Source organism: Enterobacter sp. A103, from assembly GCF_034427535.1.
In the GTDB taxonomy this organism is placed as follows: domain Bacteria; phylum Pseudomonadota; class Gammaproteobacteria; order Enterobacterales; family Enterobacteriaceae; genus Enterobacter; species Enterobacter asburiae_B.
On record NZ_JAXQPQ010000001.1, the window covers coordinates 810,176 to 827,163 of the forward strand.

Annotated in this window: 14 protein-coding genes; all 14 read right to left on the reverse strand. The window is 58.6% G+C overall.

All coding sequences use genetic code 11. The features are described 5' to 3' along the window. Positions 1-47: 47 nt before the first annotated feature. The 14 genes from SPH27_RS03925 to tssB all read right to left on the reverse strand — a co-directional run bounded on the left by SPH27_RS03925 (position 48) and on the right by tssB (position 16,944). Positions 48-1,466, reverse strand: coding sequence for a serine/threonine protein kinase (locus SPH27_RS03925; RefSeq protein WP_047652261.1), 1,419 nt, complete (start codon positions 1,464-1,466; stop codon positions 48-50). 24 nt (positions 1,467-1,490) lie between these two features. Continuing rightward, entirely contained in the window at positions 1,491-4,106 is a 2,616-nt protein-coding gene (gene tssH, locus SPH27_RS03930; protein WP_033145786.1) for a type VI secretion system ATPase TssH, read from the reverse strand. 38 nt (positions 4,107-4,144) lie between these two features. After that, positions 4,145-5,188, reverse strand: coding sequence for a type VI secretion system baseplate subunit TssG (gene tssG, locus SPH27_RS03935; RefSeq protein ID WP_039263600.1), 1,044 nt, complete (start codon positions 5,186-5,188; stop codon positions 4,145-4,147). Further along, positions 5,185-7,056 carry a type VI secretion system baseplate subunit TssF gene (gene tssF / locus SPH27_RS03940; RefSeq protein ID WP_063440441.1) on the reverse strand — a complete coding sequence of 624 codons (1,872 nt, stop codon included), beginning with the start codon at positions 7,054-7,056 and terminating at the stop codon, positions 5,185-5,187. The genes tssG and tssF overlap by 4 nt, the downstream gene beginning before the upstream one ends. A gap of 2 nt (positions 7,057-7,058) precedes the next feature. Beyond that, positions 7,059-7,622 carry a type VI secretion system baseplate subunit TssE gene (gene tssE / locus SPH27_RS03945; protein WP_023312148.1) on the reverse strand — a complete coding sequence of 188 codons (564 nt, stop codon included), beginning with the start codon at positions 7,620-7,622 and terminating at the stop codon, positions 7,059-7,061. Further along, positions 7,615-8,427, reverse strand: coding sequence for a type VI secretion system accessory protein TagJ (locus tag SPH27_RS03950; RefSeq protein ID WP_182072488.1), 813 nt, complete (start codon positions 8,425-8,427; stop codon positions 7,615-7,617). The genes tssE and SPH27_RS03950 overlap by 8 nt, the downstream gene beginning before the upstream one ends. A 9-nt stretch (positions 8,428-8,436) precedes the next feature. After that, on the reverse strand, positions 8,437-9,435 hold the full coding sequence (locus tag SPH27_RS03955; RefSeq protein WP_182072486.1) for a hypothetical protein: 999 nt from the start codon (positions 9,433-9,435) through the stop codon (positions 8,437-8,439). 16 nt (positions 9,436-9,451) lie between these two features. Beyond that, complete coding sequence (locus tag SPH27_RS03960) at positions 9,452-10,249, reverse strand: PP2C family protein-serine/threonine phosphatase (protein WP_014884226.1); 798 nt, start codon at positions 10,247-10,249, stop codon at positions 9,452-9,454. Then, positions 10,246-12,009, reverse strand: a complete 1,764-nt coding sequence (gene tagH, locus SPH27_RS03965; RefSeq protein ID WP_182072484.1) for a type VI secretion system-associated FHA domain protein TagH — start codon at positions 12,007-12,009, stop codon at positions 10,246-10,248. Before tagH ends, SPH27_RS03960 begins: the two co-directional genes overlap by 4 nt. An 86-nt stretch (positions 12,010-12,095) precedes the next feature. Beyond that, on the reverse strand, positions 12,096-12,512 hold the full coding sequence (locus tag SPH27_RS03970) for a hypothetical protein (protein ID WP_033145793.1): 417 nt from the start codon (positions 12,510-12,512) through the stop codon (positions 12,096-12,098). After that, positions 12,506-13,495 (reverse strand): hypothetical protein, encoded by a 990-nt coding sequence (locus tag SPH27_RS03975; RefSeq protein ID WP_058841364.1) that lies wholly within the window; start codon positions 13,493-13,495, stop codon positions 12,506-12,508. Before SPH27_RS03975 ends, SPH27_RS03970 begins: the two co-directional genes overlap by 7 nt. A gap of 593 nt (positions 13,496-14,088) precedes the next feature. Next, positions 14,089-14,571: an Hcp family type VI secretion system effector gene (locus tag SPH27_RS03980; protein ID WP_008502640.1), complete on the reverse strand. Its 483-nt coding sequence runs from the start codon at positions 14,569-14,571 to the stop codon at positions 14,089-14,091. 345 nt (positions 14,572-14,916) lie between these two features. Continuing rightward, entirely contained in the window at positions 14,917-16,416 is a 1,500-nt protein-coding gene (gene tssC, locus SPH27_RS03985) for a type VI secretion system contractile sheath large subunit (RefSeq protein ID WP_014884232.1), read from the reverse strand. A gap of 3 nt (positions 16,417-16,419) precedes the next feature. Continuing rightward, positions 16,420-16,944: a type VI secretion system contractile sheath small subunit gene (gene tssB, locus SPH27_RS03990; RefSeq protein WP_008502644.1), complete on the reverse strand. Its 525-nt coding sequence runs from the start codon at positions 16,942-16,944 to the stop codon at positions 16,420-16,422. Positions 16,945-16,988 lie beyond the last annotated feature (44 nt).

Consider the following 16,988-nt stretch of genomic DNA (forward strand, 5'->3'; position numbering starts at 1 on the left):
CTTATGCGATTCAGAAAAGAGGTTCGCATCTGTGACTGAGCGTAATTCTAAGGGTTCACCAGCCAGGTGCCCGGCTTGGTGATATCCAGCGTCTGGCCACGCGTTCTTCCGTTGCCCTGCAGTTCAATCTTCACCTCACCGGCCGGCAGCTTGAGCGATGCATAGCCGTTGGTCGCCGGACGCAGCGCTTTTGGCTCGCCGTTCACTTTCAGCGTTTCGCCGTCGAGGATGCGGATATAGACCAGCGCAACCGGGCTCTCCACAGGCGGCGGAGTCTGCTGGGCCGTCGCCTGCTCGTTAACCTTCGCCGTTTCCGGCTTCACGTCCGGCGCGTTTGCGGCGGTTTCAGTCGGACGCGTCTCTGCCGGTGCCTGTGCCGCCTGCTCGGGAGCATCGTTACCGCCGCTGAACAGCATCGCCCCGGCGACAATACCCACCAGCACGCCTGCGGCAACCATGCCCGGGATCTTGTAGCGGCGCCAGTCGAGCAGCGAAGCCGGTTTTTCGTCTTCGACCGGAACCAGCATCGTGCCGGGCTTTTTCGCCGTCAGCACGTCGTTGATCCCGGCGACCGGCATCTCTATCAGCGCGGCGAACTCGTCGATGGACTGCGGACGGTCCTCCATGTGCAGCGCCAGCGCGCGGTCGATGGCCTGCAGCAGCGGAATGGAATAGCCCTGCGGCATGATTTCCACCAGCGGTTTGCAGGTATCCTGAATCGAGCGCACCACGCTGACCGGCGGCGGAGAACCCACAATCAGGGTACGCAGCACCGCGCCGAGGGCGTAAATATCCGTCCACGGGCCCTGCTCGCTTTCGTTATCGTCGGTGTACTGCTCGATCGGCGCAAAGCCCGGGCGCAGCATGGTTTCCGTTTCATCGGAAAGGTTACCGATGGTGCGGCGCGCGGAGCCGAAATCAAGCAGCACCGGCAGGCCGTTATCCTGGATCTGAATGTTATCCAGCGAGATGTCGCGGTGCAGATAGCCTTCGTTATGGATGGTCTTGATCGCACCGAACAGCATCGGCAGCGTGCGGCGGATCCAGGCCTCGTTGATCAGCTCCGGCTTTTCCTCGCGCAGGCGCGAAAGCGTGGTGCCGCTGTAAAACAGCGTCCCCATGTAGGCCGTGTCGTTTTGCACCCAGAAACGCAGAACGTGCAGCAGGTTCGGGTGGTTAAAGCGCGCCAGCAGACGCGCCTCCTGAATAAAGCTGTTCAGGCCTGCGGAAAACGCTTTGCCAAAACGCTCGCTGCGCAGCACAAGGGTCATGTCGTCGCCGCGCACGGCGAGCGAGGAAGGCATAAATTCTTTGATAGCGATAGTGCGTTCGAGCTGGTGATCCCACGCGCGATAGACGATGCCAAAACCGCCGCCGCCGATCACCTCTTTGATTTCAAACTCGTTGAAGCGGTACCCGACCGGGAGCGCGTTTGGGACAGTCCGATTGTTATCATTATCCGTCATCTTTTACAGTTCTCTTGATGATTATTACGCGGCAAACTGACAGTGAAACTCGCCCTGCTCGCAGGTGACGTGCAGACGTCGGTACTGCTCGTCGCTGCGGCTGGCGGTAAGTAAGATCTGGCTCATCTGAGGCAGCAAGGTGTTGGTCAGAATAGCATCCACCATGCGGCCCCCGGACTCCACCTCGGTACAGCGCTGAACAATCTGTTCCACCACGCTGTCGTCAAACTCAGAAATAATGCTGTGATTCTCTTCCAGACGACGCTGAATGCGCTTGAGCTGCAGGCGAACAATCTGCCCCAGCATCTCGTCGCTGAGCGGGTAGTACGGCACCACCAGCAGGCGGCCCAGCAGCGCCGGTGGGAAGACCTCCAGCAGCGGCTGGCGCAGGGCGCCGCTTAACGCATCAGGCTCCGGCATCAGCTCCGGATCGGCGCACATGGCGCTAATCAGGTCGGTGCCGACGTTGGAGGTCAGAATAATGATGGTGTTGCGGAAATCGATGTGGCGCCCCTCGCCGTCTTCCATCCAGCCTTTATCAAAGACCTGGAAGAAGATCTCGTGGACGTCCGGGTGCGCTTTTTCAATTTCGTCCAGCAGCACCACGCTGTACGGGCGGCGGCGCACGGCCTCGGTCAACACGCCGCCTTCACCATACCCTACGTACCCCGGAGGCGCACCTTTTAAGGTGGAAACGGTGTGCGCTTCCTGGAACTCACTCATGTTGATGGTGATAACGTTCTGCTCGCCGCCGTACAGGGATTCCGCGAGCGCCAGCGCGGTTTCGGTTTTACCGACGCCGGACGGGCCGCACAGCATAAAGACGCCCACCGGTTTGTTCGGATCGTCGAGCTTCGCCCGCGAGGTTTTCACGCGGCGGGCAATGAGATCCAGACCGTGACGCTGGCCGATAACGCGCTGGTTAAGCGTGTCGGCGAGGTTGAGCACCGCGTCGATCTCGTTTTTCACCATCCGGCCCAGCGGGATCCCGGTCCAGTCAGAGACCACCGCGGCAACCACGTTTTCATCCACCGCCGCAAACAGCAGCGGCTCATCGCCCTGCAGGGCGTTCAGCGCCTGCTGCTGTTCCGCCAGCTGGCCGCGCAGCTCGGCGCTATCGTCATCGCCCGCCGCGAACAGCGCCGCGCGCAGGCGGATAATCTCCTGCACCAGGCTGCGCTCTTCTTCCCAGCGCTGGGCCAGGGCTTCGCGTTTTGTCTCATACGCGTCGCGTTCGGCGAGTAAAGCGGTTACGCGATCGGCGTCACCGGCTCCCACGCGCGCTTCGCGTTCAGCAATCTCAATTTCCACGTCCAGCGCGGCAAGGTGGCGCAGGCAGTCTTCCAGCTGCGCAGGGGGCGCGCTCTGGCTGACCGCGACACGGGCGCAGGCGGTGTCGAGCAGCGCAACGGCTTTATCCGGCAGCTGACGCGCCGGGATGTAACGATGCGACAGCTTCACCGCCGCGCTGACCGCTTCGTCGAGCAGCAGCACCTGGTGGTGCGTCTCCAGCGGCGACACGGTGCTGCGCAGCATCAGAATGGCTTTCGCTTCGTCCGGCTCGTGGACCTGCACCGTCTGGAAACGACGGGTCAGCGCCGGGTCTTTCTCGATGTATTTTTTGTATTCCGCCCAGGTGGTGGCGCCGATGGTGCGCAGCTGACCTCGCGCCAGCGCGGGCTTCAGCAGGTTCGCCGCATCGCCGGTCCCCTGCTGGCCGCCTGCGCCAATCAGGGTGTGGATCTCATCGATAAACAGAATGATTGGCGTGGCGCTGGACTGGACTTCGTTAATGAGCGCCTGCAGACGGGCTTCAAACTCGCCTTTCATGCCTGCGCCAGCCTGCAGCATGCCGATATCCAGCAGCCACAGCTGAATATTTTGCAGCGGCTCCGGAACGTCGCCGTCGGCAATACGCAGCGCCAGCCCTTCCACCACCGCCGTTTTCCCGACCCCGGCTTCCCCGGTCAGCAGCGGGTTGTTCTGGCGGCGACGCATCAGGATATCCACCATCTGGCGGATCTCCTCGTCGCGCCCGACAACCGGGTCAATCTTCCCTTCGCGGGCGCGGGCGGTCAGGTCCTGGCCGTACTGGGCCAGCGTCCCCTGCGCCGCCGGTACCGTACCCGCCGGTGCGTCTGCGGCGGCAGCGGCCTGCTGCGTCTCTTTGCTGTTGGCGCAAATCGCGTCGAACTGCTCAATCAGCACCTCGACGTTCAGGCGGGTGAACTGCGACGAGATGCTTTTCAGCACGTTGGCCAGATTCCAGGTTTTCAGCATGCCGATCAGCAAATGACCGCCGCGAATACGGCTGACGCCAAACTTCAGCGATCCAAACACCCAGGCGCGCTCCACGGCGCTGTCGATATGCTCGGAGAGATCGGAAACGGAACTGGCGCCACGCGGAAGGACATCCAGCGCGGCCACGATATCGCGGGTCAGCTGCTGTTCATCGAGGGCAAAGTGGCGGATGACCTGCTGCAGATCGCCATCCTGCTGCTGCATCAGCTGATGCAGCCAGTGCACCAGCTCAACGTACGGGTTGCCGCGCAGCTTGCAGAACGCAGTGGCGCTTTCCAGAGAGGTAAATAACAGCGTATCCAGTTTGCCGAAAAGCACGGCACGGCTAATTTCTGACATGTTAGTTTCCATTAACAATGATTCGGTATACGGAAGGATTACCGCTCTGCGCGATACACCAGATCGCCACGCGGGACAGGCTGCGGCTGAAGGCCCAGCCAGGTGTTATAGCCTAATCGCCCATTGCTGCCGAGCGTGGTGCCCTGCACCGCGTCTTCACGCAGGATCACCCGCGTTTCCCATTCAAACTCCACCCCGGCGTACTGACGCACCCAGTCGCGCAGCTCGGTGACCCACGCTTCACCCGGCAGAAAACGGTTATACTCCTCCGCGCTCAGCGGGCCAATTTCGATGCGAAACTTGTGCTGCACGTCGCGGACGGCAACGCCGAGAAAGGCGGATTCCCCCATGCGCGGCATGCGGCGTCCTGCTCCCAGCTGCGCCTGCTCGCGCGTGGAAAGCGGCATCCACTGCGGCACGTTGCTGACCAGCTTGACCGGCGCTTTAAAATAGCTGCGCAGGATCTTCTCCAGCCCCTCCGGATCCCGCCCGTGACGGGTCAGGTGCCCGGCGTGGGTAAAGCGGGCATGCGAGCTCAGGCTGCCTTTGTTCATCTGTCCCGGCTGGCCCATGCCAATCAGCGATGCCAGATACCCCTCAAAGCGCCTGTTATCAGCGCGATCGAGGGAGACGGTGGGTTGCGCATCCGCCCAGGCGCGGTAAAACAGCAGCGCAAGGCGGTGATGGAACAGGTCGGCAAACGCGCTGAGGCTGGTGTCCTGATGATGATAAATCCGCTCGCGGGCGTATTCGGTCATATGGACCGGCAGCGGGCCGTTCGGGCCAAACAGGCCGAAGCTGAGGATAGACACCTCGTGGAGCCCGCTTTCCTCCCGCTGGCGGACCTGAGCCAGCGTCGACGGTGCAAAACTCATCGACGGCTGCTGGCCGATGCGCAGCGGCTCAAACTTCGGCAGCGGCGCGCGTCCCAGCGGGTAGCGCTCGCCGCCCTGGGCATCAATGCGCCTTAACAGCTGAAACAGGTCGTAGCGCCAGGGCGTCTCGCGAACCCCTTGCCAGAACGCGTCCGGCAGCCGGGTCAGGCGATGCACGCGCAGCGGTGCAGTGGCAGCGTCACTCATATCAGCGCCCTTTTACCCATGCGCGGCGCCCAGTAGCCGATCTCGCCGCGCTGCTGGCTTTTCAGGGTGAACTCCGTAAAGCTGTTGATGGACACCAGGCGGGCAAAGAGACGCTCCATCACGCTGCCAAAAAGCCACGGACTGGCGCCGGAAAAGGCACGCTCGTCCACCGTCAGGGTAATGCCGATCCCGCGGGCGAAAACGACCGGGCCGGGTTCAGGCACGCGGCGGTGAACCGGCTCCAGCACGCAGTGGCGTACCCCCTCCACCTGACGCGCAACGGGCGTTTCTGCCAGGTTGGCGTACAGCCCTAACAGCTGGCGCAGCGCGGCCGCGCCGTCTTCGTTTTCGCTGTCCATCAGGCTGAGGTAGTTCATCTGCAGCTGGCTGATGAGCCGCCAGGTGCTGAACCCTTCCGCCAGCGCCGGGCGCGGCGGCGTCGGGCCTTTACGCAGGGTGAGGGATTTCACCGGCATGGAGTCGGCCATAATGAACTGCCCGAGCTCCTGCTGCAGCATCAGCGGCAGATCGCGGCTGGTGCAGAGCACCTCGGCAGAGATATAGCGCAGGTTGTCCTGCCACGGGGCGTGCTGTTCATCCACCAGCGAAACAAACACCTCCGAGCCGATATAGCCGGTGCGCGTACCGTAGCGCAGGGCGTGCTCGGACAGCACGCGCTGTTCGCGGCGCAGGGAAAAATAGGCCCCGTAGTTGCCCGCATCGCCGCTCCAGGTGCTCCAGAATGGACGAAACGTCTGGTCATCGCGCTGGCCGTCCGCGCTGCCATAGATTTTTTTGACCGCGTAAATTTCATAATCCAGCGGACGAATGTTATCCACCACCAGATGGTATTCATGCTGGCCTTCATTCAGCTTCTGACGCGCCGCGACCTTTGGGAACAGGTTGATGACCGGGGTACAGTGCAGCGCCAGATGGCTGGCATCAACCACGCGCTCCAGCTGTTCATCCGACTTATCCAGCAGAATGAAGATGTCGAAGGCTTTTTCGCCTTCACAGCGCTCGATAAGCTTGCCCAGACCGCTCAGGCTAATGAAGCGGAAGCGGGCCGGAAACGCGAAATACTCCTGCAGCAGGCGATAGCCGTCAAAGTTGCGCAGATCGTCCGGAAGCAGGGCCTGGTCAGGCTCAAAGCCCTCCTGGCGCAGCGCGTCCGACGCCAGCAGCTGTCGCTGCGGCTGCGGGCTGACCGTCTGACAGACGATCCCGGCGTGATGCTCCATCACCAGCTCCAGCAGCTTCAGCGCTTCAATATCCGGACCGCCGAGGAAGAATTCCAGACGGTCGAAATCCAGGTGTCCGAGGTTTTGCGGGCCGTCGCAGGCGATGCGGATCCTTAAGGCGCTGCCGATCCCCCGCTGGCTCAGCCCCAGCTGCGCGAGCGGCAGATCGGCGGGCACGCCGCCCAGCTCGACCTTGTCGATTTTCAGCGGCAGCAGGTTGACCTCGTGCGCCGTGGTATAGCTGCAGGTCACGCCGGTTTTTTTCAGCGCCAGGCTGTCCATCATGGTACCGCGCGGCACGATAAAGCCCTTGCTCAGGTCGCCCCGGCTGCTGTCGGGCTCAATCTCCGCGATCGCCATCGACGGCGTGGGCGCGAGATAGTTAGGGGCAATCATCTCCAGCAGACGCTGGGAGAAGCGCGGAAACTCCGCGTCCATTTTCATCTGCACGCGGGAGGTCAGGAAGGCGAAGCCCTCCATCAGACGTTCGGTATACGGGTCCGCCACTTCGATTCCGCGCATGCCCAGCCGTCCGGCGACCTTAGGGTAGCGTTCGGCAAACTCGGCCCCCATTTCGCGCAGGTAGGCCAGCTCGCGGTTGTAATATTCGAGCAGTTTACTTTCCATGATTACCCCGCATCTTTCAGTTCAAAATGGCCGTTTTCCAGATCGACATCGGTACGAAACAGAAACTCCAGCGGGTACGGCACACACCACAAACGCCCTTTGATCTCGATGGAGAGCACGTTGTGCAGATCCAGCGAGGAGGTATCCGACACGCAGCGGACCTGCAGCCCCTGCGGCAAAATGCGCGGCTCAAAATTGATGATGGCCTCGGTGAGCTTGCGCTGAATGTCGTGCCATTCGATATCCGACATTCTTTTCCCGGCCAGCGGCGCGACGCCGAAGTTGACCACAGAGCGCTTCACGTGCGGCAAGGCGCTCAAATCGCCGGAGGCATCGTGGTTGATGGTGTTAAACAGCCACTGCAGATCGCGCAGGACGTTGCGGCGCAGGGCGGCGTGGGTGATCAGATTGCTGTTGGCCGACTCGCGTTTTTTTTCCGGGTCGTTATCGGTGAGGCGATCCAGCAGCGAGGGCTGCATTTTGTCGCGCGCCCCCACCTTCTCCTGCCTGCTGCGGGCTTGCCAGCCGCTGCGCAGCAGATCGCCTTCGCCAGCGGGATTACTCATCGTCTCCATCCGTCGCAAACGTCACGAGGCTTAAGGACAGCAGCGGGTATTCGCTTTGCTCGCTCAGCCAGGCCTTCTGGCCCCTGCCTTCGTAAAGGGTGCCGTCTTCGTCGAGCGGCTGCCATTCTGTGGTGCGGCCCAGCCTGACCGCATCAGTGGCATCGGCAGCAAACGGGTAACGCGCCGGGATCTGACACACCTGCTCCGTACCGTCGGTCAGGCGCACCAGCGCGTGACGCCAGACCAGATCGGTCACGCTGGCGGGTGCCTGGAAACGGATCTCCGCCATAGCGCTGAACGGCAGCCAGAAATAACGGCCATTCACGATGGTTTCGCAGACCGGGCCGAGACGGGCATCACCGTCCATCAGCCACTCGAAAGCCTGCGTCTCCTCGTTTTCGAGGATAATCTGGCCGGCGGTGGCCTCAGCCCGATCGAGGGCGTCAAGACGCAGCGCCCGGGCGCGCTCGCCCTCCTCGCTCAGCGCCGCGGCCAGGGTCGTCAGCCACGGCCACTGGGCTTCAGGCATGGCCGGACGCGCCTGTCCCGCCATCACCTGCGCGCGCTGCAGCTCGCCCTGAATGGATTGCTCCAGCAGCGTGACGGTGGGCTTCGCCTGAGGCTTCAGCGCCAGCCAGCTTTTCAGCTGGGTCAGCGCGCGCGTCCAGTTGCCGCTGAGGGTTAAAAACTGCACGAACGCGGCGCGGAGGTCGGCATCCGCCGGACGGGCTTTGATTTCAGCTTCAAGGCGCGCCAGCGCATCGCTGAGCGACTCGCCCGCCAGGTGTTGATAGAGCGTATTCATAGCCATTCCTTAATTCGCCGCGCGCCATGCGCCGACGGCCGGATCGCGCAGCTGAGGACGCAGGGTGTCAATCAGGACGATATTCAGCGGCGTGCCGGGTGCGACCCAGGCGCTCCAGGTCTTCTTCACCGCCGCAATACGCGCCTGCAGTTTTGCATCGTCGCTGGCGATTTCACGGGAAATCTCCACCGCTACGGTGCCGTTGCTCTTCCAGCTGTTGAGGGCGTTATCGTAAGGCAGGATCATCCAGCTCTGGTCGCTGTTTGGGGTGCTGAATACCATGCGCTCTTTGTTGACGGAGGTGATCAGCGCGTTTTCAGGATCGGCGCTTTGATTCAGACCCGTCACCGGGAAGCCGTGGATATACGTCACCGCCATCTCTTTCTGTCCGCCGTTGCGGGACTGTGAAACCACGGTGTGTCCGCTCAGCCAGCTGCCGTTACCGCAGCGGGTGGTGTCAGAATCCGGAATAAAGAGCGCCGGAGCGGAAGCGCCCCCTTCCCAGAAGGTGCGCAGGTGACAGCCGTCCTGCAGGGTGAATTCCTGCCACGGCGTGCGGTCAGCCGCGACGGTGCGGGAAGCCACGTTCTGGTCCGGCGGCAGCAGCGCGCCGCTGGCCGGGGTTGCGGTGACGGTCGCAGCAGGCGCGGCCTGCTCCTGTTTCACCACCAGCGCCCAGTCCTGCGCTTTGCCTGCCGTACCCTGCGCCAGCGTGGTACCCGCCGGATCGTTGAGCGTCCAGCTAAGCTTATTCACTTTGCTGCACTGGTGTTCCAGCAGGGAGCCAAGGCGCGGCACAAAGTTCTCCAGCACGGAGACGTCCTTCTTGCCGTTCGCCACAATGCGCAGCGCCACCTCAGGCTTACACCAGCTCTGCGGCGTGTTGTCTTTGATGTTGTCGATCCAGATATCCAGCTTCTGCGCAGGAGACTGCACGATGCGGAAATTCTCAGCCTGCGCGGTGGAGGTGACCGCCAAAAGTGCCAAACCCGATAGCCAAAGTTTCATATCGTTCCTTGTGTGTCTAATCAGTTCCGCAGGGAAGAAATTGTGCTGCGTCAGAGAGGGTGTGCAGCAAAGTGGTGTCCTGAGGGTTGCCCATCCATACCGCCAGGGCAGTATAGTTATCCTGAGCATTCCCCTCCTGTTCGCCATTCTTTTGAATGATTTGGTTCATTAAGGTCAGCCACTCCTGCGGCGTATTGACCATATGCAGCGACTGCTTCATTTGCTCTTCGCTAACGCCGTGCCAGAACCCGTCGGTGCAGAGTAAGAATGCATCGCCGTCTTCAACCTGCACCACGTCGCTGTAGCTCGCTTCCGGCCCGCCGTTTTCAATTCCCAGCGCCAGATAGAGCAAATTGCTGTTCAGGTTGTCGGTCTGGTGCCCGGCGTCTTTCATCTGCTGCACCAGGCTGTGGTCGGTGGTCACATGCCACAGCCATCCCCGGCGAAACAGGTACAGGCGGCTGTCTCCGGCGTGCGCCCAGTAGGCCAGGCCGTAATCACGGTCAATGAACAGGCTGACCAGCGTCGTGCCCATCCGGCGATAGTCCTGAACGGCCTGCTGTTCGCTGAGGATGGTGCGGTTCGCCGTCTGCACGTAGTCGCGGATATGCTGCGCGTTAAGATGTTTGTCGCCATCGAAGCGGGAGATAATGCTGTTGCGGGCCAGCTCTGCAGCCACCTCACCGCCCGGCAGGCCCGCGATGCCGTCGCAGACGACAAAGCAGGCCGAACGTTCCCCTATGGTTTCTCCCGTCTGGTCCTGGTTGCTGGCGCGCGTCCCCTGGCGGGAGAGAGAAGCCGTTGCGATATTCATTTGTCTTCCGATCCGCTCTGTGAGTCTTTGTACTGGTTCACCTCCATGTCGTACGCATGAAGGAAGGCCTCGCCGAACAGGGTGTGGAAGTCATCCTCAATCTCGCCAGCCGTTTCGCCATAGCTGCGCACAAAATAGTCCCACAGGGCGGCTTTGCGGCTGCCCGGCAGCGCCAGACGAGAGGTCATCCCGTTCTGCTTCGCCTGCTCTTCCAGCTGTTCCGGGTTAAAGGACTGCAGCATCGCGGCAATGATGGCGCGGATACCGGAGATCATGCCCAGCTGGTGCGCCTGCAGGTCGATCAGCGCGTCGCGCACGGATTTGGTCGGCGGCATAAAGCCCGGCATCGGGGTGCCGAACATCTGGATCAGCACGGTTTTGCCGGTCGGCAGCAGCTTGAACGGGTTGTTGGCATCGTCCAGCACCATGGTCATATCGGCCTTCACGCCGCGCTTGAGGATGGAGCGCGAGGAGAGCAGCGCCACGGTCCCCTGAGAGAACATGCCGAGGATCTGCCCCAGCTGACGCATATTTTCACGATCAAACTGCGGGACGGGCTGCATTTCGCTCAGACCCATCCCCTCCAGCAGCGCCTCCAGCAGCTCGCCCTGCAGCACTTCGCCCTTCTCACCGCTGTTCGCCGTAGCGCTTGGGGCGGCGGCGTTATTGACCGGGTCAATGCGCAGACGGCCTTTCGGTGCCTGAGCGCTGCTGCGCGCAACGGCCTGCGGCGTTGGCATGGTGAAGCCTGCGTAATCCGGTCGCGCGGGCTCTTCTTCAGCACGCGGTTCTTCCTGCGGCTCAGGGGCGAACAGCGGAGAATCGGCCAGCACGTCCTCTTCCTGCTCGGGTTCAGGCACTGGCGCAGGCTTTTCGGCAAGAATGTCATCCGGATGGGTTAACGGTGCGCCGCCCATCAGCCCGAGCGGGTCGTCATTACGCGCGGCTGGCGCGCTGGCCTTACCGCCAAACAGGGCCAGCGGATCGAGCTCGTCCGTCGCCTCATCTTCTGGCTTAGCGGGGGTCGTCTCACCCGGCGGCACCAGCGTTGACGGGGTGACGTCGTCAAAAATACTCTCTTTTTTGAACAACGCTTCGTCGCTGAACAGCGTGTCCGGGTCAACGTTCTTACGCTCAAGCTTTGGATCGCTGTCGTTGAACATCGCCAGCGGATCTTCCGCGTTACGCTCCGGGGCCGCAGGCTGGGAGAACGGATCGTGCGATGCAGCAGGCTGCGGTTTTGTACGGTTGCTGGAGATGCTGTCGGAGATGGAGAACTCCTGCATCAGGCTATCCCAGATCTCCGTTGGCACGGCGGTTGGCTCGGCCTTCCCGCGCGGTGCGGCACTCGCCGGCTTCGGTTGCGCAGCGGGCGCGGGTGCGGCTGCCGGACGCGCCTGCTGATGCATACTGGCCGCCATACGGCTTACGGGTTGCGTATCGTGGATCAGTTCGGTCACTTCGATACGGTAGTCATCAATACCGAGAATGTCGCCATCCTGCAGCTCAACCTGACGCCCTCGCTCCAGCGGAATGTCATTTAATACCACGCGGGTGACGCTGCCACGGTTGGTCACGCGGCATTCGCCCTGGGCGTCAACGTGAACAATGGCCTGCAGACGAGAGATGGTGCGGTCATTATCCGGCAACACCAGATTGTTATCCGTACCGCGCCCAATGGTGCCGCCCGGGGCGTAAAAATCACAGCTGCTTTGCGGCGGCTGATGACCGGGTTTCGTAGAAATAATCGTGAATCGCATGGCGTATTCCTGCTGGTATGATTAGCGCTCAAACGCTGCCGCTCTCGGGGCGAGAACGGCGGCGTTTGAGAAATTGAATATCAAAACTATTTAATGAAGGTGATAAAATATAATCCAACAATGAGCCATAGAGTGAATATTAACGCCTGTAACTTATAACGGCGATGTAATTTTAGCATCCAACCAATTCTTTCTTCAGGTAACGACTGTACATATTTATAAGCATCTTCCTGAACAAGCCTTTCACGCGTGAATTTCATTTCAACGCCTTTATAAAGGCGAACAAACCAGATTATTTTTTGATAATTGGCCAGCGAACCAAAAAAAGAAGCATAGTTGGTTACAAGATCCAGATCATATCCCTTGCGCCGATAGTCTGAAAGTAACCGATTATAATCAGCCTCGTGTTTTTTGAAATAACGAGAACTGAACAAATCCATAATTACAACAACCAGCAATAAAACCACGATAAGAAATAATGATAAATTCTCTATATTCACCATATTTTATCCATCATATACTCAGTCGCTCCGCCCGCTATCTCGCCACCAACGTATCCACCTGCAGCAGCCCCAACAATAGAGCAGGCGAGCAGTCCTACGCCCCCCGTCGCAACACCAAGCGCAACGCATACACCAGCACCTGCCATTGCTCCGTATTTACCACCGTAAATACCCCCTGCCAGGCTTGCACCAAAGCTGCTGTATTTTTTCACAGCGACTTTAGAACAACTCTGCTCTCGTCCTACGGTGCAGGCATTGTAAACTTCATTAGTGGTATTTGCACCTGCAAAACCTATTGCAAGCCACCCTCCCGCTTTAAGAAAACGAGCGGCCTTAGAGGCATTATCGATATAAGTTGAATAACCACGAATAGAGGCGACCCCGGCTGTACTCCATTCATGTACAATGGATCTGCTTGACAAGCCTAATGCATGCTTCAATTCGTTATAGGGCTTCATCTTTAAGGTCAGTCGGGACAATTTGTTTAATAAACCATCCAACTCAGAAAAGAGGCGCTGACGTTCAACAAAAAACTGTTGGCTTATCAATGTCCCTTGTGCTCTGTACTGATTCTGGTAAGCCAATTCAATGGATTTAAGTTTTTTTTCTATTTCACTAAAATATTTTTCACCTGCATCAGCAACGACACCAAGGGACTTATCCATAAAATTAGTAACTGCAGCTATGGTACTAAAATGTTGATTAAAGAAATTCGCTTCACCAGAATTAAGATCGGCCAGAGCACCGTTGACTTTCTTTTTAGCGAGCTGTAATTGCTTAAGCTGCACAGAATTATTACTTCCCGGTGCACCAAGAATCAACATCTGCCCAGGTTTTGACCACTGCACATCACTATTAACCTGCATGAAATAACGTGCAGCATCACTATTTGGATCGTTGAATAAAAGCCTTGTCTGGAAATCCAGGGTTCCGGGTTGCTGAACAATACAATATCCCGGATTAACTAATGATTGGCTAGCCATATTCATTCCCTTTGATTTTTACAAAAACGCTCACAAATAAGCATACCCATTTAAATAAAAACGGAGTTGAATTAATATCCAAAGGTTGACACTTTCTTAAAAACATCAACATTTGAAAACGCTCCTATTCTATTCTAACCAGCGATAATTCGCCTCTGGAATTTATACTGAGAATAAAGCGAGTAGCATATCGAACAATAGTATTATGATTTCTCGATTCTAATACCACATCATACTCCCCTGACTGCCAGTCTACTTTATCCCAGCGTAGGCACTCTTCAGATTTCAAAAAGCGGCTGGAAGGAAATGCTCCTGGAGAGAAGATGCTTTCCCATTCGTTACCTGCACGTCGAGATATCGAGGGTTCATAAACTAGCACAACCTCACCTGGTTCAGTGTCATTCGAAACGCCAAAACAGGGTGCATTTTTTTCCACCTTAACAGTTAAACTCTGAAACTGAGCAGGGTGGGATATGCAGGCGCTACATGATAATACAATGGGTATAACCGTTAACGCTCTTTCCATCGCAAATACGCGCCGAATAGTGAAGCAATCATAATGACCGGGGAAAACTCCCCGGCCACATACGCAATTACGCTTCTTTGTTTTCTTTGATGTTCCAGCCAGCGCTGCTTTCAGCACCTTTACCACCAGACGTGGTCTGCTCCCAGTACTGCTGTTTCACTTTCGCAGCCTGGAATGCATAGGTCACACCAACGGTATCGCCGTTGTCAGCACCGGTGTACTGAACAGAGGTGACCAGCACATCTTCCAGCGTGATGCGGGAGTATTCCACCTGCTGGCCGCCGGCTTTACAGACGGACAGCTCAACTTTGGTCAGGTGTTTGCCGCTGGCGCAGTGTTTCAGGATAGCGGTGGTGGATTTGTCGATCAGCGCGTTAACGTGCAGGTCGTTGAAGTTAACTTTACCGGCACCGCCGCCACCGCCAACGCTCATATTACCTGGCTGGGAAGCGCCCCAGGAGAAGGAGGTAATATCAGTCCAGCCGGTGTGGTTAGAATCTTTAGATTCGCCCGTAACACCCTCGACCTTCAGAAACATATCAATAGCCATAATATCTACTCTTCGTGGATGAACAATATTGCTTTCGAAAAAGCACTTATATGGCAAACAGGAAAGCATGGGGCTGAATAAAACCGTCCATATTTTACCTCTGCCTCACATCAAATGACCCGTGTCATTTGACAGTCTTACATTCCCCCTGAATGAACGGAAAGAATGTGAAGCCTTTACTACCGGGCGTTATTCTGGAACCGAATAAGCCCGGCATTACCGGGGATTAATTTTTTGAATTCTTACGGACCGTGACGTTTGAGGAAAAATGAATAACCACCGCAGCGGTATTTTCCCCTTACCCCCGCCCTCTCCCTCAAGGGAGAGGGGGCGTCCGTGTCTTCATCACGCGTCTTTCGTCTTCAGCGACGGCAGTTTAGAAACCAGACGCAGGGAAACGGTCAGACCTTCCAGCTGGTAGTGTGGACGCAGGAAGAACTTCGCGGCGTAGTAGCCCGGGTTGTCTTCAATCTCCTGCACCTGCACCTCCGCTGCCGCCAGCGGTTTACGGGACTTGGTCTCCTGAGAGGAGTTCGCCGGGTCACCGTCGACGTAGTTCATGACCCAGTCGTTCAGCCAGCGCTCCATCTCTTCGCGCTCGCGGAAGGAGCCGATTTTGTCGCGCACGATGCACTTCAGGTAGTGCGCAAAGCGGCAGCAGGCGAACAGGTACGGCAGACGAGAGGCCAGACGCGCGTTGGCGGTGGCATCCGGGTCATGGTACTCGGCCGGTTTCTGCAGCGACTGCGCGCCGATGAAGGCGGCAAAGTCAGAGTTTTTGCGGTGAACCAGCGGCATAAAGCCGTTTTTCGCCAGCTCAGCTTCACGACGATCGCTGATGGCGATCTCGGTTGGGCACTTCATGTCCACGCCGCCGTCATCGCTCGGGAAGGTATGGCACGGCAGGTTTTCCACCGCCCCGCCGGACTCCACGCCGCGAATCGAGGTGCACCAGCCGTACTCTTTGAAGGAGCGGTTGATGTTGGCGGCCATCGCATACGCGGCGTTCGCCCAGGAGTAGCTGTTGTGGTTCGCGCCGTCGGTCTGCTCTTCAAAGTCAAAGCTGTCGACCGGGTTGGTGCGAATACCGTACGGCAGGCGCGACAGGAAGCGCGGCATCACCAGGCCCAGATAGCGGGCATCTTCGGATTCACGCAGCGAACGCCAGGCCGCGTATTCGGTGTTCTGGAAGATCTTGGTCAGGTCGCGCGGGTTAGCCAGCTCCTGCCAGGACTCCATCTGCATCACGCCCGGTGCGGTACCGGTGATAAACGGACAGTGCGCCGCAGAGCCGATGCGCGCCATTTCGCCCAGCAGCTCAACGTCCTGAGGGCTGTGGTCGAAGTAGTAGTCGCCCACGATGCAGCCAAACGGCTCGCCGCCGAACTGACCGTACTCCTGCTCGTAGATTTTCTTGAAGATCGGGCTCTGGTCCCAGCCCACGCCCTTGAAGCGCTTCAGGGTGCGGCCCAGCTCCTGCTTGGAGATGCTCATAAAGCGGATCTTCAGCATCTCGTCAGTTTCAGTGTTGTTCACCAGGTAGCTCAGACCGCGCCAGGCGCTCTCCAGCTTCTGAAACTCTTCGTGGTGAATGATCTGGTTTACCTGCTGCGATAGCTGCTCGTCGATACCGGCGATCAGGTTCTGAATGGTGCGGTAGGTGTCGTTGGAGAAAGTGACGGTATTTTCCAGCGCCTGCTGCGCCAGCGTTTTGACCGCGCTTTCGACGGCTGAACGGGCCTGATCGGTTTTCGGGCGGAACTCTTTGTTCAGCAGCGCGCTGAATTCATCCTGGCTGAACGCCTGACCCGCCTGCTGCTCGTGTTGTTGAGTCTGGTTGCTCATCGATTATTCCTCGCTACCTTTCGCGCTTTCATCATTTTTCGGCAACTGGCTCAGGGATTTGAGCAGCGTCGGATCCTGCAGAATTTTAGCGATCAGTTCTTCCGCACCGTTTTTGCCGTCCATATAGGTCAGCAGGTTGGAGAGCTGGGTACGCGCTTCCAGCAGCTTGTTCAGCGGCTCGACCTTGCGGGCCACCGCATCCGGCAGGAAGTCGTCCATGCTGTCGAAGGTCAGATCCACGTTGAGCTTACCTTCGCCGGTCAGGGTGTTATCCACCTGGAACGCCACGCGCGGCTTCAGCGCCTTCATGCGTTCGTCAAAGTTGTCGATGTCGATTTCGAGGAATTTACGCTCGTCGACGGCCGGCAGATTTTCCACCGGTTTGCCGACCAGATCGGCCATGACGCCCATCACAAACGGCAGCTGAATTTTACGTTCTGCACCGTAGATCTCTACGTCGTACTCGATCTGCACGCGGGGGGCACGGTTACGTGCGATGAATTTCTGCCCACTGTTACTCATTGCCATGATGTTCTCCATCAAAGATGCGCGGTGAAGGTGAAACGGCAGGC

Coding starts and splice junctions, on each gene's coding strand:
- SPH27_RS03925 (WP_047652261.1), bottom strand. CDS start 1,466: ATGACGGATAATGATAACAATCGGACTGTCCCAAACGCGCTCCCGGTC.
- tssH (WP_033145786.1), bottom strand. CDS start 4,106: ATGTCAGAAATTAGCCGTGCCGTGCTTTTCGGCAAACTGGATACGCTG.
- tssG (WP_039263600.1), bottom strand. CDS start 5,188: ATGAGTGACGCTGCCACTGCACCGCTGCGCGTGCATCGCCTGACCCGG.
- tssF (WP_063440441.1), bottom strand. CDS start 7,056: ATGGAAAGTAAACTGCTCGAATATTACAACCGCGAGCTGGCCTACCTG.
- tssE (WP_023312148.1), bottom strand. CDS start 7,622: ATGAGTAATCCCGCTGGCGAAGGCGATCTGCTGCGCAGCGGCTGGCAA.
- SPH27_RS03950 (WP_182072488.1), bottom strand. CDS start 8,427: ATGAATACGCTCTATCAACACCTGGCGGGCGAGTCGCTCAGCGATGCG.
- SPH27_RS03955 (WP_182072486.1), bottom strand. CDS start 9,435: ATGAAACTTTGGCTATCGGGTTTGGCACTTTTGGCGGTCACCTCCACC.
- SPH27_RS03960 (WP_014884226.1), bottom strand. CDS start 10,249: ATGAATATCGCAACGGCTTCTCTCTCCCGCCAGGGGACGCGCGCCAGC.
- tagH (WP_182072484.1), bottom strand. CDS start 12,009: ATGCGATTCACGATTATTTCTACGAAACCCGGTCATCAGCCGCCGCAA.
- SPH27_RS03970 (WP_033145793.1), bottom strand. CDS start 12,512: ATGGTGAATATAGAGAATTTATCATTATTTCTTATCGTGGTTTTATTG.
- SPH27_RS03975 (WP_058841364.1), bottom strand. CDS start 13,495: ATGGCTAGCCAATCATTAGTTAATCCGGGATATTGTATTGTTCAGCAA.
- SPH27_RS03980 (WP_008502640.1), bottom strand. CDS start 14,571: ATGGCTATTGATATGTTTCTGAAGGTCGAGGGTGTTACGGGCGAATCT.
- tssC (WP_014884232.1), bottom strand. CDS start 16,416: ATGAGCAACCAGACTCAACAACACGAGCAGCAGGCGGGTCAGGCGTTC.
- tssB (WP_008502644.1), bottom strand. CDS start 16,944: ATGGCAATGAGTAACAGTGGGCAGAAATTCATCGCACGTAACCGTGCC.